Origin of the sequence: Bordetella petrii (genome assembly GCF_017356245.1) — a bacterium.
Taxonomy (GTDB): Bacteria; Pseudomonadota; Gammaproteobacteria; order Burkholderiales; family Burkholderiaceae_B; genus Bordetella_A; species Bordetella_A petrii_D.
In genome coordinates, this window is the sequence record NZ_JAFMZZ010000001.1 from 2,766,455 (window position 1) to 2,779,525 (window position 13,071).

Below are 13,071 nucleotides of genomic sequence, written 5' to 3' on the forward strand. Positions count from 1 at the left end.
CGGCAAGCCCCATGACCGCAGCCGCCCCGCCTTCGCTGCCTGACCTGCGCCGGCGGCTGCAGGCCGCCCGCGGCGAGGCCATTGCCCAGTTCCGCCAGCACCGGCGGCCGGACACCCTGCTGTTCGGATTGCGGCGCATCGTCGACCATGCGCTGCGCGACCTGCTCAAGCTGCACCCCCTGCCCGCCGGCGCCACGCTGGCGGCGGTGGGCGGGTATGGCCGCGGCGAGCTCTATCCGCATTCCGACGTCGACCTGCTGATCCTGCTGCCGCACGCGCCTTCGCCCGGCGACGCCACCGCGATCGAGACCCTGGTGGCGGCCCTGTGGGACCTGGGCCTGGAGCCCGGCCACAGCGTGCGCACCCTGGCCGACTGCGAACAGGAAGCGCAGGCCGACATCACCGTCGAGACCGCTCTGCTGGAATCGCGCTGGCTGGCCGGCAGCCGCGCCCTGATGAAGCAGTTCGAGGCGGCTATCCAGGCCCAGCTCGACGCCCCGGCGTTTTTCCAGGCCAAGCGCGTCGAGATGCAGCAGCGCCACGCGCGCTACCAGGAGACCCCCTACGCGCTGGAACCCAATTGCAAAGAATCGCCCGGCGGGCTGCGCGACCTGCAGGTGATTCTGTGGATGGCGCGCGCCGCGGGCTTCGGCCGCACCTGGCGCGAAGTGGCCCAGGCCGGGCTGCTGACGCCGTCCGAGGCGCGCGACCTGCGCCGCGCCGAGCAGGCGTTCAAGCGCCTGCGCATCGAGTTGCACCTGCTGACCGGCCGGCGCGAAGACCGCGTGCTGTTCGACCTGCAGCCCGGGCTGGCCGAGGTCTACGGCATCCAGGCCACCGCCACGCGGCGCAGCAGCGAATTGCTGATGCAGCGCTATTACTGGGCCGCGCGCCTGGTGACGCAGCTCAATGCGATTCTGGTGCCCAGCATCGAAGAGCGGCTGTTTCCGCGGCCCGACACCGGCGCGCGCGAGATCGATGACGATTTCCGCAACCTGCGCGACCGGCTCGACATCGTGCGCGACGATGGCTTCGAACGCAATCCCACGCTGCTGCTGCGCGCCTTCCTGGTGATGCAGCAGCATGCCGAACTGACCGGCCTGACGCCGCGCACGCTGCGCGCCATGTGGCATTCGCGCCATCGCATCGACGCGCAGTTCCGGCGCAACCCGGTCAACCGCAAGCTGTTCCTGCAGATCCTGCAGCAGCCGCGCGGCATCGTGCACGAGCTGCGGCGCATGACCATGCTGAACATCCTGCCCCGCTACCTGCCGGTGTTCCGCCGCATCGTCGGGCAGATGCAGCACGACCTGTTCCACGTATACACGGTCGACCAGCACACGCTGACGGTGGTGCGCAACATCCGGCGCTTCACCATGCCCGAGCATGCGCAGGAGTACCCGCTGGCCAGCCAGCTGATCGCCAACCTGGAACGCCACTGGCTGCTGTACGTGGCGGCGCTCTTTCACGACATCGCCAAGGGCCGCGGCGGCGACCATTCCGAACTGGGCGCGCGCGAAGTCAGGCGCTTCGCGCACGAGCACGGCCTGGAACCCGACGACGCCGAACTGGTCGAGTTCCTGGTGCGCCAGCACCTGCTCATGTCGGCCGTGGCGCAAAAGCGCGACCTGTCCGATCCGGGCGTCATCAAGGATTTCGCGGCCACCGTGCGCGACGAGCGCCACCTGACGGCCCTGTATCTGCTGACCGTGGCCGATATACGCGGCACCAGCCCCAAGGTTTGGAACGCCTGGAAAGGCAAGCTGCTGGAAGACCTGTACCGCCTGACCCTGGCCGCGCTGGGCGGCTCGCCGGCCGACACGCACACAGTGCTGACTGAACGCAAGGAAGAAGCGGCGCGCCTGACGCGGCTGGCAGGCCTGCGCGACGACGCGCGCGCGGCCTTCTGGAACGAGCTGGATGTGGCGTATTTCCTGCGCCACGATGCGTCGGACATCGCCTGGCACACCCGCCACCTGTATTACCAGGTGGCTCCTGACGGCCCGGTGGTGCGCGCGCGCCCCACCGAACACGGCGAAGGGCTGCAGATCATGGTGTACACGCGCGACGTGCCCGAACTGGTGGTGGCGATCTGCGCTTATTTCGACGCCAAGTCGCTGGGCATCCAGGACGCGCGCATCCACACGACCCGGCACGGCTGGGCGCTGGACAGTTTCATCGTGCTGCTGCCCGAGGGCAGCACCGACCTGCGCGCCCAGGCCACGCTGGTCGAACATGAGCTGGCGCAGCGCCTGCGCGACCCGCAGGACGCGGCCGGCGCGCGCGGCGCGTACGGCGCCCCGGCGCGCCGGCGGCAATCGCGCATTTCCAAGGTCTTTCCTGTCATGCCGCAGGCCGAACTGCAGCCCGACGAGCGCAGCCAGTCATGGCGGCTGTCGGTCACCGCCACCGACCGACCCGGCCTGCTGCACGCGCTGACGCGCGTGTTCGCCAGCCATGGGGTCAGCGTCAGCATGGCCAAGATCATGACCCTGGGCGACCGGGTCGAAGACGTGTTCATCCTGACCGGTTCGGCGCTGGAACGGCCCCGCACCCAGATGCAGTTCGAACGCGCCGTGCTGGACGCCCTGGCCGGCGACGACGCGCGCCAGCGGGCCGCGTAAGGCCGAGCTGCGGGAGGTTTCCGGGCGGAACCGCCCAGGTGTCTGGCGACACTTGCCGAGCCGGCCAGGGCGGACCCCTCAGTGCTTTCAGGCAGCCTGCCGCCGCGCGTCGCGGGCTTCCTGCAGGCGGGCCGCGGCGTCGCGCAGCGCGGTGCGCAGGCCCTCTTCCACCACGGGATGGTAGAAAGGCATGTCCAGCATCTGCGCGATGGTCAGCTGCTGCTGCGCGGCCCAGGCCAGCAAGTGGCCGATGTGCTCGGCCGCCGGCCCCACCATCTCGGCGCCCAGGAATTGCCCGGTCTCGCTGTCGGCGTACACGTGCAGCATGCCCTTGTTCTTGAGCATGACGCGCGAGCGGCCCTGGTCGCCGAAATCGACTTCGCCCGTCACGAAGCCGTCCCGCGGCAGGCGCGCATACGGAGTGCCGACCAGCGCGATCTGCGGGTCGGAGAACACCACCGCCAGCCCCGCGCGCCGCAGCCCGGGCCGCACATCCGGATAGTGCGCCGCGTTCGTCCCGGCGATGCGGCCTTCGTCGGCGGCCTCGTGCAGCAGCGGCGCGTCGGCATTGGCATCGCCCGCGATGAAGATCGGCGCCGCGCCGGCCTGCAGGGTGGTGCGATCGAATTCGGGCACGCCGCGAGCGTCGCGCGCCAGACTGGTGTGGTGCAGGTCGAGCCGGTCGACATTGGGCCGGCGGCCGGTGGCCACCAGCGCATAATCGAAACATTCGGTGCGCTCGGTATTGTCCAGCGCCACGTAGCGCACTTCGACCTGGTCGCCGACGCGGCGGGTGGACAGCACGCGGGCATCCGGATCCAGGTAGAACTCGCCCTGGAAACTGCGGCGCGCGCGCTGGCGCACCGCCGGATCGCCCAGGCCGCCCAGGCTGCCGCTGACGCCGAACACCCGTACCCGCACGCCCAGCCGGGCCAGCGCCTGGCCCAGTTCCAGGCCGATGACGCCGGGGCCGAACACGGCCACGCTGCGCGGCAGGTCCTGCCAGGCGAACACGTCGTCGTTGACGACCAGGCGATCGCCCAGCGCTTCGAACGGCGGCGGCACCGACGGCCGCGAACCGGTGGCGATGACGACGCTGCCGGCGCGCACCTCGATGCGTTCGTCCACGCGCAGCACCGTATCGGATACGAAGCGCGCATAGCCGGCCAGCTTGTCTTCGGCGGGGATGTTTTCCACGCCTTCCAGCACGAACCCGACAAAGCGGTCGCGCTCGCGGCGCACCCGCGCCATGACTTCGCGGCCGTCCACGCGGACAGCGCCATCGACATGCACGCCGAACGGGGCCGTATGCGCGGCGGCATGCGCGGCCTCGGCCGCCGCGATCAGCAGCTTGGAGGGCATGCAGCCCACGCGGGCGCAGGTGGTGCCGTACGGGCCGCCTTCGATCAGCAGCGCCCGCTTGCCGGCGGCGCGGGCCGCGCGATAGGCCGCCAGGCCGGCCGTGCCGGCGCCGATGACGGCGATGTCGGTATGCAGAATGTCCATGACTGTCCCATGCTGTGCCGGCTTCGCCCTGCGGCGACGCCGGAAGAAAAAAAGCCCGTGCCGGGCAGGTACGCGCCCGACTCCCGAGGGGTGTCGAGCACGGTACGGTTGATGCAGTTGCCGCCGGCGCCGGTGCCTGACACCTTTCGGCAGTCAGACCCCGGCGCGATGCGCGGCGCTTTGGGGGTTACAGATAGGCTTTCAGGTCTTCCAGGCCGCCGATCAGGCTGCCGTTGATGAACACCTGCGGAGCTGTGCCCTTGCCCGAGACCGCGCCGATGACCCGGCCGCGCACTTTGTGCTCCAGCGGGATCTCGATCGGGTCGTAGCCCTTGTCGGCCAGCAGCGCCTTGGCTTCGATGCAGAACGGGCAGCCGGGCTTGGAAAACACCACTACCTGGTCGGGCTTCCTGGCTTGCGGGGCAATGTAGGCCAGCATGGTGTCCGCATCCGAGACTTCGAACGGGTCGCCTTCTTTCTGGGGCTCGATGAACATTTTTTCGATCACGCCGTCTTTCACCAGCATCGAATAGCGCCAGCTGCGCTTGCCGAAGCCGAGATCGCGCTTGTCGACCAGCATGCCCATGCCTTCGGTGAAATCGCCGTTGCCGTCGGGCAGCAGCGTGATGTTGCCGGCTTCCTGGTCTTTGGCCCATTCGTTCATGACGAAGGTATCGTTGACCGACACGCACACGATGGCATCCACGCCCACGCCGGCAAAGGTTTGCGCCAGTTCGTTGTAGCGCGGCAGGTGGGTGGACGAGCAAGTGGGGGTGAAGGCGCCCGGCAGCGAGAAGACCACGACGGTCTTGTTCTTGAACAGATCGTCGGTGGTGACCTGTTTCCAGTCGTTGCCCTGGCGGATGGGGAAGGTCACGTTGGGGACCCGCTGGCCTTCGCGATTCTGCAGCATTCAATCATCTCCTAGAGTGGTTTGGTGGCCTCACCACCATGGAAGAGATGATAAATATCCGCTATCGATATATCAAATTTAATTATTTAACTTAATTGATAGCCAGGGCCAATCGGGCCCTGGCTGCGCCGGCGCCTACGCCACTGGCTGGGCGTCGTAGCCGGCCTGCTCGATGGCCGCGCGCACCGGCTCGGCGGCCGGCGCATTTTCGACCGTGACGCGGCGGGTGGACAGATCGACCGCGACGCGGGCGCCGGGCACGGCCTGCTGCACGGCCTGTGTGATGGTGCCGACGCAATGGCCGCAAGACATATCAGGCACGCTGAACTGGAAAGACATGGCAACTCCTGTAGAAAAAGCAGTGGAAAGGCACAACGGAACCCAGCTTAAACCTTCCCATCATGGCAAAGTCAAGCGTAAAATAGGGCTTGACCTTCCCATCATGGTAAGGATGAAACTGCTGGCATATCCTCTTTCCGGAGCTGCAGCATGACTGCCCTCGCCCTTGTACAGACTGAACTCGCCATTGAAGGCATGACCTGCGCCTCGTGCGTCAAGCGGGTCGAGAAAGCCCTGTCGGCCGTGGCCGGCGTGGGCTCGGCCAGCGTCAACCTGGCCACCGAAAGCGCCCGGGTCGACCATACCCCGGACGCCGACACCCAGGCGCTGGTGGCAGCGGTGGCGCGCGTCGGCTATACGGCCCATCCGATTGCCGCGCAGGACGGCCACGAAGCCCGCCAGGAACAAGCCCGCGCCGACGAAGCGCGCAGCCTGCGCCGCGCGTTCACCGTGGCCCTGGTGCTGACGCTGCCGGTTTTCGCGCTGGAAATGGGTTCGCACGCCATTCCCGCCGTGCACCACTGGGTGGCCACGCGGCTGGGCATGCAGAACAGCTGGCTGCTGCAGTTCGTGCTGACCACCGCCGTGCTGGCCTGGCCGGGCCGGGCCTTCTTTACCAAGGGGCTGGCGGCGTTGTGGCGCCGCGCGCCCGAAATGAATTCGCTGGTTGCGGTGGGCGCCGGCGCGGCCTGGGCCTATTCCGTGGCCGCCACCTTTGCTCCGCAGTGGCTGCCCGAAAACGCCCGCTATGTGTATTACGAAGCGGCGGCGGTGATCGTCACGCTGATCCTGCTGGGACGCATGCTGGAAGCGCGTGCCAAGGGGCGCACCGGCGCCGCCATCAAGCGCCTGGTCGGCCTGCAGCCCCGCACCGCGCGCGTGCTGCGCGACGGCCAGGCGCAGGACGTGCCCATTGAACAGGTGCGCCGCGGCGAGCACGTCGTGGTGCGGCCCGGCGAGAAAATCCCCATCGACGGCGACGTCATCGAAGGCAGCTCGTATGTCGACGAATCGATGCTCACCGGCGAACCCATGCCCGTGGAAAAACGCGCCGGCATGCGCGCCACCGGCGGCACGCTGAATACCTCGGGCAGCTTTACCCTGCGTGTCACGCACACGGGCGCCGACACCATGCTGGCCCGCATCATCCACATGGTGCAGACGGCCCAGGGCGCCAGGCTGCCCATCCAAGCGCTGGTCGACCAGGTCACGGCCTGGTTCGTGCCCGCCGTGATGGCGATCGCGCTGCTGGCCTTCTCGGCGTGGCTGGCCTGGGGCCCCTCGCCCGCCCTGCCGCTGGCCCTGGTCAACGCCGTGGCCGTGCTGATCATCGCCTGCCCGTGCGCCATGGGCCTGGCCACGCCGACCTCGATTATGGTGGGCACCGGCCGCGCCGCGGACCTGGGCGTGCTGTTCCGCCAGGGCGATGCGCTGCAGTCGCTGCGCGACGTCGAGGTGGTGGCGTTCGACAAGACCGGCACGCTGACGCTGGGCAAGCCGGCCCTGGCGGGCCTGCAGGCCGCGCCCGGCTTCGACGGCGACCAGGTGCTGGGCTGGCTGGCCGCGGTGCAGGAACGTTCCGAACACCCCATCGCCCGGGCGATCGTGGCGGCGGCGCGTGAGCGCGGCCTGCCCGCGCAGCCCGCCGACGACTTCCAGGCCGTGACCGGCGCCGGCGTGCAGGCGCGCGTGGACGGCCGGCAGATCGTGGCCGGCGCGGCCCGGCTGATGGACCGGCACGGGGTCGATCTGGCGGTATTCGGCGACCAGGCCGCGAACTGGGGCGCCGAGGGCAAGACACCGGTGTATGTGGCGGTGGACGGGCGCGCGGCCGCGCTGGTGGCGGTCAGCGATCCGCTCAAACCGTCGGCCGCCGGCGCGATCAACGCCCTGCATGCGCTGGGCATCAAGACCGCGATGATCACCGGCGACAACGCGCTCACCGCGCACAGTGTGGCGCGGCAGCTGGGCATCGATGAAGTGCGCGCCGAAGTGCTGCCCGACGGCAAGGTGGCGGCCATCGAGACGCTGCGCGCCGGCGGCCGCAAGCTGGCCTTCGTGGGCGACGGCATCAACGATGCGCCTGCGCTGGCCGCGGCCGATGTGGGCATTGCCATCGGCACCGGCACCGACGTGGCCATCGAAGCCGCCTCGGTGGTGCTGATGGCCGATGACCTGCATGGCGTGCCCAATGCCATCGGCCTGAGCCGCGCCACGCTGGCCAACATCCGACAGAATCTGTTCTGGGCCTTTGCCTACAACGCCGCCCTGATCCCGCTGGCGGCCGGCGCGCTGTATCCCGCCTTCGGCCTGCAACTGTCGCCGGTATTCGCCGCAGGCGCCATGGCCTTGTCCAGCGTGTTCGTGCTGGGCAATGCACTGCGCCTGCGCGCATACCGCCCTGTCCACCCCATTGCTGATGGAGGCCCGCAGTCATGAATATCGGACAAGCCGCAAGCGCCACGGGCATCTCGGCCAAGATGATCCGCTATTACGAAAGCATCGGCCTGATCGGCCCGGCCACGCGTACCGAGGCCGGCTACCGGGTGTACAGCGAAAACGACCTGCATACCCTGCGCTTCGTGCGACGCGCCCGCGACCTGGGGTTTTCGGTGGAACAGATGCACGAGCTGCTGGCGCTGTGGCGCGACCGCGGCCGCGCCAGCGCCGACGTCAAGCGCGTTGCGCTGGACCATGTGCAAGGCCTGGAGCGCAAGGCCGCCGAACTGCAGCAGATGGCGGACAGCCTGAGGCACCTGGCGCGCCATTGCCACGGCGACAGCCGCCCCGATTGCCCCATCATCGAAGAGCTGGGCGGCGGCGCGGGCTGAACGCGCCGGGCCCGGCCCGGCGGCGGCCATCGGCTTCGACAGTGGGCGCGGCTCCGCAATGGGGCCGCGCCTTTTTTTGCCATTCGGCGGCATCGGCACGCCGGCGCGCGACGCCTCTGCACGCCCCCACTTTCCGGCCATCGGCCTTCAAAAAAGGGTTTGCACAAAGCTATCCGTTCTTTTATAAATATATTTATAAAGGCTTTAAATAATACAAAACAGGTATTTTTGTATGCAAAATCAGCCCGCGAGCCAGGTAAGCCGCGCCAGCGCGGAGCCGCCGCCCGATATCGCGGCCATCCAGGTGCTGCTGCGGCGCGCGGGCATCCCGGCCAGCGATGCCGAGATCCGCGCCGTGGCCAGGACGCTGGCACGGCTGGCGCCGCCCGCCGAGGCACGCGCATGACACCGGCCGGGCTGCCCAATACGATCCACGCGTTGCGGCAACTGCTCGCCAATGCGGAATTGAGCGTGGACGAGGCTCTGGCCAGGCAGCGGCGCGCCTTTGCCGCCGACACGTCCCATTGCGCCGTCAGCCTGCTGCGCGCCGGCCCCCCGGCCGACCCGGCGCTGCCGCTGGCGGGCGTGGGCCTGGCCCACAAAGACATCTATACGCTGCCAGGCCGCGCGCCGGAATGCGGCGCCGGGCGCCCCTGGCCGGGCTCGCCGCCGCTGGCCGCGACCGTGATCCGGCGGCTGCACGCCGCCGGCAGCAGCCCGCTGGCGGCGCTGGCGATGGCCGAACATGCCTGCGGCGCCACCGGCGAGAATCCCAACTACCCGCTGCCGATCAATCCGCTGGCTCCGGCCGCCGCGGTGGGCGGGTCGTCCAGCGGCTCGGCGGTGGCCGTGGCCAGCGGGCTTTGCTATGGATCGCTGGGCACCGACACGGCGGGCTCGGTGCGCATTCCGGCAGCCACCTGCGGCGTGCTGGGGCTGAAACCCACCCGCGACCTGCTGCCGCGCGACGGGGTGGCCCCCCTGGCGCCCGCGCTGGATACCGTGGGCATCATTGCCCGCAGCGCCCCCGATGCGGCGGCGCTGCTGCAAGCGCTGCAGCCGGCCGCCGAGCCTGGGGCCCCGGCCCCGCCCGCGCCGGGCCACTGGCGCATCGCCACCTGCTGGCGCCACCCCGACCCTGGCGTGCAGGCCGACACACCCATCGTGGACGCACTGGAGGACTACGCCGCCGAATGCAGCGCGCGGGGCCGGCGCCGCGAGCACCGCCTGGGCCAGTTGCCCGAATGGATGCGGCTGGCCCAGATCCTGCTGTATGCCGAAGCGGCCACCAGCCACTCGGCGGCGCTGCGCGGCCAGACGGCGCCCCTGTCGCCCTTGCCGCGCACACTGGCGCTGGCCGGCGCCGCCCTGCCCGCCGCCTGGCATGCCGAGGCCACGCAGCGGCGCGCGGGCCACGCGCAGGCTTTCCTGGCCGACGTGCTGCAAGACTGCGACGTGCTGCTGACCCCGGTGCTGCCGCGCGGCATACCCGATTGGGCCGAGGTCATCACCACATCGCCGGGCTTTGTGCCGCGCCGCCTGCTCGATCTGTTCTGCTGGCTGTCGTTTGTGAATTACCTGGGCCTGCCGGCCATTGTGTTTCCCATCGCCCAGGGGGCCGACGGGCGGCCCATCAGCGTACAGGCCATTGCGCGCCCCGGCGCCGAAGGCCTGTTGCTGGCGCTGGCTCGGCAGGCCGAACACAGCCGTTTCGGCGCATCGGGCTACGCCGGCATGCGCCCCGCTTTCTCATCTGGAGGTTGAACCGCACCATGCCATCGCTCTCTGCCTCGCCCGCGCTGCGCCGTTTCCGCGTGCTGGACCTGTCCCGCGTGCGCGCGGGCCCCACTTGCGTGCGCATGCTGGCCGATTTCGGCGCAGACGTCATCCGGATCGAACCGCCGCCCGGCGTCGATCCGAATGAAGCCATGTTCGCCGCCGACCGCTGGAGCGGCGATTTCCAGAACCTGAACCGCAACAAGCGTTCGCTGACGCTGAACCTGAAAAAGCCCGAGGGCCTGGCAGTGCTCAAGCGCCTGGTCGCCGATGCCGATGTGGTGGTGGAGAACTGGCGGCCCGATGTCAAGGCGCGCCTGGGCGTCGATTACGAGGCGCTGCGCGCGCTGAACCCGCGCATTATCCTGGCCAGCATCTCGGGCTTCGGCCAGTCGGGCCCCTACGCGGCCCGGCCTGGCTTCGACCAGATCGTGCAAGGCATGGGCGGGCTGATGTCGGTGACCGGGCTGCCGGGCCAGGGGCCGGTGCGGGCCGGCCTGGCCGTGGCCGACTCGAGCACCGGCCTGTACACGGCGATCGGCATTCTGACGGCCCTGCTGGAACGCGAAGTGTCGGGCCAGGGCCAGTGGGTGCATGCCTCGCTGCTGCATGCGCAGGTGGCCATGATGGACTTCCAGGCCGCGCGCTACCTGAACGATGGCGACATTCCCCGGCAGGAAGGCAACGACCATCCCACCAGCAGCCCGATGGGCCTGTTCCAGGCCAGCGACGGCCCGTTCAACCTGGGCGCCTCGGGCGAAGGCAACTGGAAGCGGTTCTGCGAGGCGCTGGGCCGCTCCGACTGGCTGGCCGATCCGGAATACGCGACCGAAAAGTTGCGCGTCAGCCATCGGCAGCGGCTGAACCGGGAAATCCAGGACGTGTTCATGACCGCCACCGTGGCGCACTGGGTGGAGCTGCTCAATGCGGCCGGCGTGCCGGCCGGCCCGGTGTACACCGTGCCGCAGATGTTCGAGGACACCCAGATCCGCCACCTGGGCGTTGCGCGCCGCTGCGATGCCTGGCAAGGCGGCCAGCGCAGCATGATCACTCAGCCGGTCACACTGGCGCGCACCCCTGCCGACATCGCGCGCACCGCGCCCGGATGGGGCGAACATACCGACGAAGTGCTGCGCGAAGCCGGCTACGGCGCAGACGACATCCGCCGCCTGCGCGATGCAGGCGCCATCTGAACATCACCGCGAGCACCACCCCATGCCTACCGATACCGCACCTCCCGGCCGCCTGGACATCGAGGCCGACGCCGGCCTGCTGCGCATCCGCATCGTCAATCCGGCGCGCTACAACGCCATGTCGCTCAGCATGTGGGAAGCGCTGGGCGCCGCCGTGGCCGACGCGCAGGCGCGCCCGGGCCTGCGCGCCATCGTGCTGGAAGGCGACGGCGAGCGCGCGTTCGTGTCGGGCGCCGATATTTCGGAATTCGGCGCGCAGCGCGGCGACCCCGCGCAAGTGGCGCGCTACGACCGGGCAGTGGCCGGCGCGCAGCAGGCGCTGACCGCCAGCACGGTGCCCACGGTTGCGCTGATACGCGGCATCTGCATGGGCGGCGGCATGGGCCTGGCGCTGGCCTGCGACCTGCGCTACTGCAACCAGGGCGCGCGCTTCCGGATGCCGGCCGCCCGCCTGGGGCTGGGCTACGCGCTGGGCGGCGTCAAGCGTATGTGCGACGTGCTGGGCGGCGCCCGCGCGGCCGACCTGTTCCTGACGGCCCGTACCTTCGACGGCCGCGAGGCCGCGCGCATCGGCCTGGTGCAGGAGGTGTTCGCGGACGCCGATTTCAATGCCGCCGCCGCCGAACGGGTGGCCGCCGTGGCCGGCAACGCGCCGCTGACCGTGCGCGCCGCGCGGCTGGCCCTGCAGCATTTGCAAGGCGGCGGGCAGGCGCCGTCGGCCGAGGCCGTGCACCAGGCGGTGCGGGCCTGCTTCGACAGCGACGATTACCAGGAAGGCCAGGCCGCTTTCCGCGAGAAGAGAACACCGGTTTTCAAGGGCCGCTGACGTGCCATGCGCGCGTGGGCGGGCCGCCATCGATCGGCCACGCAGTTTCATCGGCCACACTGCAGTCTGCACCAGGGGGAAACGTATGAAAACGCTCTACCGGACAGCCTCGGCCGTCCTGATTTCCGGATACATGGCAAGCGCCGCCGCGGTCGGGCCGCAGCCCGCTCCCGCGCCGCAAAAACAGACCCTGACGATCGGCTATGTGAAGGTCGGCCATCTGTCGCCCATGCTGTTCGTGTCCGAGCCGCTGAAAGCCTGCAACGTCGACGTGCGCCCGGTCGAGTTCGTGCGCTATGCCGATGCGCGCACGGCCCTGCTGTCGGGATCGATCGACGTGTCGGGCATCGGGCCGGCCGACCTGGCGATCGCCCTGGCCCAGGGCAGCGACAAGCTGGTGGGCCTGACCGGCGTAGCCTCTTCGCCCAAGTACCTGGTCACGCGCAAAGGCGTGAAAATGGACGACTGGAAAGACCTGGCCGGCAAGCGCGTCGGCATCGCGCCGGGCTCGGCCGTATGGTTCCAGTGGGCCGCCACGCTGGCCGAAAAGGGCATCCCGTACAACACCTTTACGGCCGTGAACATCCAGGGCGGCGGCACCGCCTTCGTCCAGGCCCTGCAGCGCGGCGACGTGGACGCGGTCGCGCTGTGGGAACCGTTCGAATCCCAGCTGGTGGCCGACGGCACGGCGTTCTTCGCCAAGAACCTGGAATACAGCCAGTCGAAAGCGGTGGGCGCCGAACTGGGCCTGCTGGCCGCCACCCGCGATGCCCTGAAGGACAAGCGCGAGGCCGTCAAGTGCTTCCTGTGGGCCTACAAGCAGGCTGAAGAACGCCTGGAAAAAGACCCCAAGGCGTTCGCCGAAACCTACTCGAAGTACACCGGCCTGCCGCTGCCGGTGACACAGGAATCGGTCAAGCTGATCAAGCTGGGGGGCGTGCTGGACCTGGACCAGCTGCGCCGCCAGGCCAAGACCTTCAATGAGCTGGGCGTCATACCCAAGGATGTCAGCGGCGAGATCGATAAAGTGTGGGATCCGGGCCTGGTGCAGGAAGTCATGTAA

The 13,071-nt window shown here is 69.4% G+C and carries 12 protein-coding genes; 9 read left to right on the forward strand and 3 right to left on the reverse strand.

From position 1 onward, the window contains the following. Nucleotides 1-11 precede the first annotated feature (11 nt). Nucleotides 12-2,624: a [protein-PII] uridylyltransferase gene (locus J2P76_RS13320; protein ID WP_207408178.1), complete on the forward strand. Its 2,613-nt coding sequence runs from the start codon at nt 12-14 to the stop codon at nt 2,622-2,624. 87 nt (nt 2,625-2,711) lie between these two features. Here J2P76_RS13320 and J2P76_RS13325 read toward each other — a convergent pair whose 3' ends face one another. From J2P76_RS13325 to J2P76_RS13335, 3 genes are all read right to left on the reverse strand, one after another. Beyond that, the gene (locus J2P76_RS13325) at nt 2,712-4,130 is read right to left on the reverse strand and encodes a dihydrolipoyl dehydrogenase (protein ID WP_207408179.1); all 1,419 of its coding nucleotides are present in this window, start codon (nt 4,128-4,130) and stop codon (nt 2,712-2,714) included. A gap of 187 nt (nt 4,131-4,317) precedes the next feature. Continuing rightward, complete coding sequence (locus J2P76_RS13330) at nt 4,318-5,043, reverse strand: glutathione peroxidase (protein WP_207408180.1); 726 nt, start codon at nt 5,041-5,043, stop codon at nt 4,318-4,320. A 135-nt stretch (nt 5,044-5,178) separates the two neighbouring features. Further along, entirely contained in the window at nt 5,179-5,382 is a 204-nt protein-coding gene (locus J2P76_RS13335; RefSeq protein ID WP_207408181.1) for a heavy-metal-associated domain-containing protein, read from the reverse strand. Here J2P76_RS13335 and J2P76_RS13340 point away from each other — a divergent pair. The 8 genes from J2P76_RS13340 (at nt 5,381) to J2P76_RS13375 (ending at nt 13,071) form a co-directional block, all read left to right on the forward strand. After that, on the forward strand, nt 5,381-5,536 hold the full coding sequence (locus tag J2P76_RS13340) for a hypothetical protein (RefSeq protein WP_207408182.1): 156 nt from the start codon (nt 5,381-5,383) through the stop codon (nt 5,534-5,536). The genes J2P76_RS13335 and J2P76_RS13340 overlap by 2 nt on opposite strands. Beyond that, complete coding sequence (locus tag J2P76_RS13345) at nt 5,533-7,821, forward strand: heavy metal translocating P-type ATPase (RefSeq protein WP_207408183.1); 2,289 nt, start codon at nt 5,533-5,535, stop codon at nt 7,819-7,821. Before J2P76_RS13340 ends, J2P76_RS13345 begins: the two co-directional genes overlap by 4 nt. After that, nucleotides 7,818-8,213: a Cu(I)-responsive transcriptional regulator gene (gene cueR, locus J2P76_RS13350; RefSeq protein WP_207408184.1), complete on the forward strand. Its 396-nt coding sequence runs from the start codon at nt 7,818-7,820 to the stop codon at nt 8,211-8,213. The genes J2P76_RS13345 and cueR overlap by 4 nt, the downstream gene beginning before the upstream one ends. Nucleotides 8,214-8,445: 232 nt before the next feature. Beyond that, a complete protein-coding gene (locus J2P76_RS13355) occupies nt 8,446-8,619 on the forward strand; it encodes a hypothetical protein (protein ID WP_207408185.1) in 174 nt (57 codons plus the stop codon). Beyond that, the gene (locus tag J2P76_RS13360) at nt 8,616-9,977 is read left to right on the forward strand and encodes an amidase (protein ID WP_207408186.1); all 1,362 of its coding nucleotides are present in this window, start codon (nt 8,616-8,618) and stop codon (nt 9,975-9,977) included. The genes J2P76_RS13355 and J2P76_RS13360 overlap by 4 nt, the downstream gene beginning before the upstream one ends. An 8-nt stretch (nt 9,978-9,985) precedes the next feature. Beyond that, entirely contained in the window at nt 9,986-11,182 is a 1,197-nt protein-coding gene (locus tag J2P76_RS13365) for a CaiB/BaiF CoA transferase family protein (RefSeq protein ID WP_207408187.1), read from the forward strand. Nucleotides 11,183-11,204: 22 nt separating this feature from the next. Then, nucleotides 11,205-12,008 (forward strand): enoyl-CoA hydratase, encoded by an 804-nt coding sequence (locus J2P76_RS13370; RefSeq protein WP_207408188.1) that lies wholly within the window; start codon nt 11,205-11,207, stop codon nt 12,006-12,008. 85 nt (nt 12,009-12,093) lie between these two features. Further along, nucleotides 12,094-13,071: an ABC transporter substrate-binding protein gene (locus J2P76_RS13375; protein WP_207408189.1), complete on the forward strand. Its 978-nt coding sequence runs from the start codon at nt 12,094-12,096 to the stop codon at nt 13,069-13,071.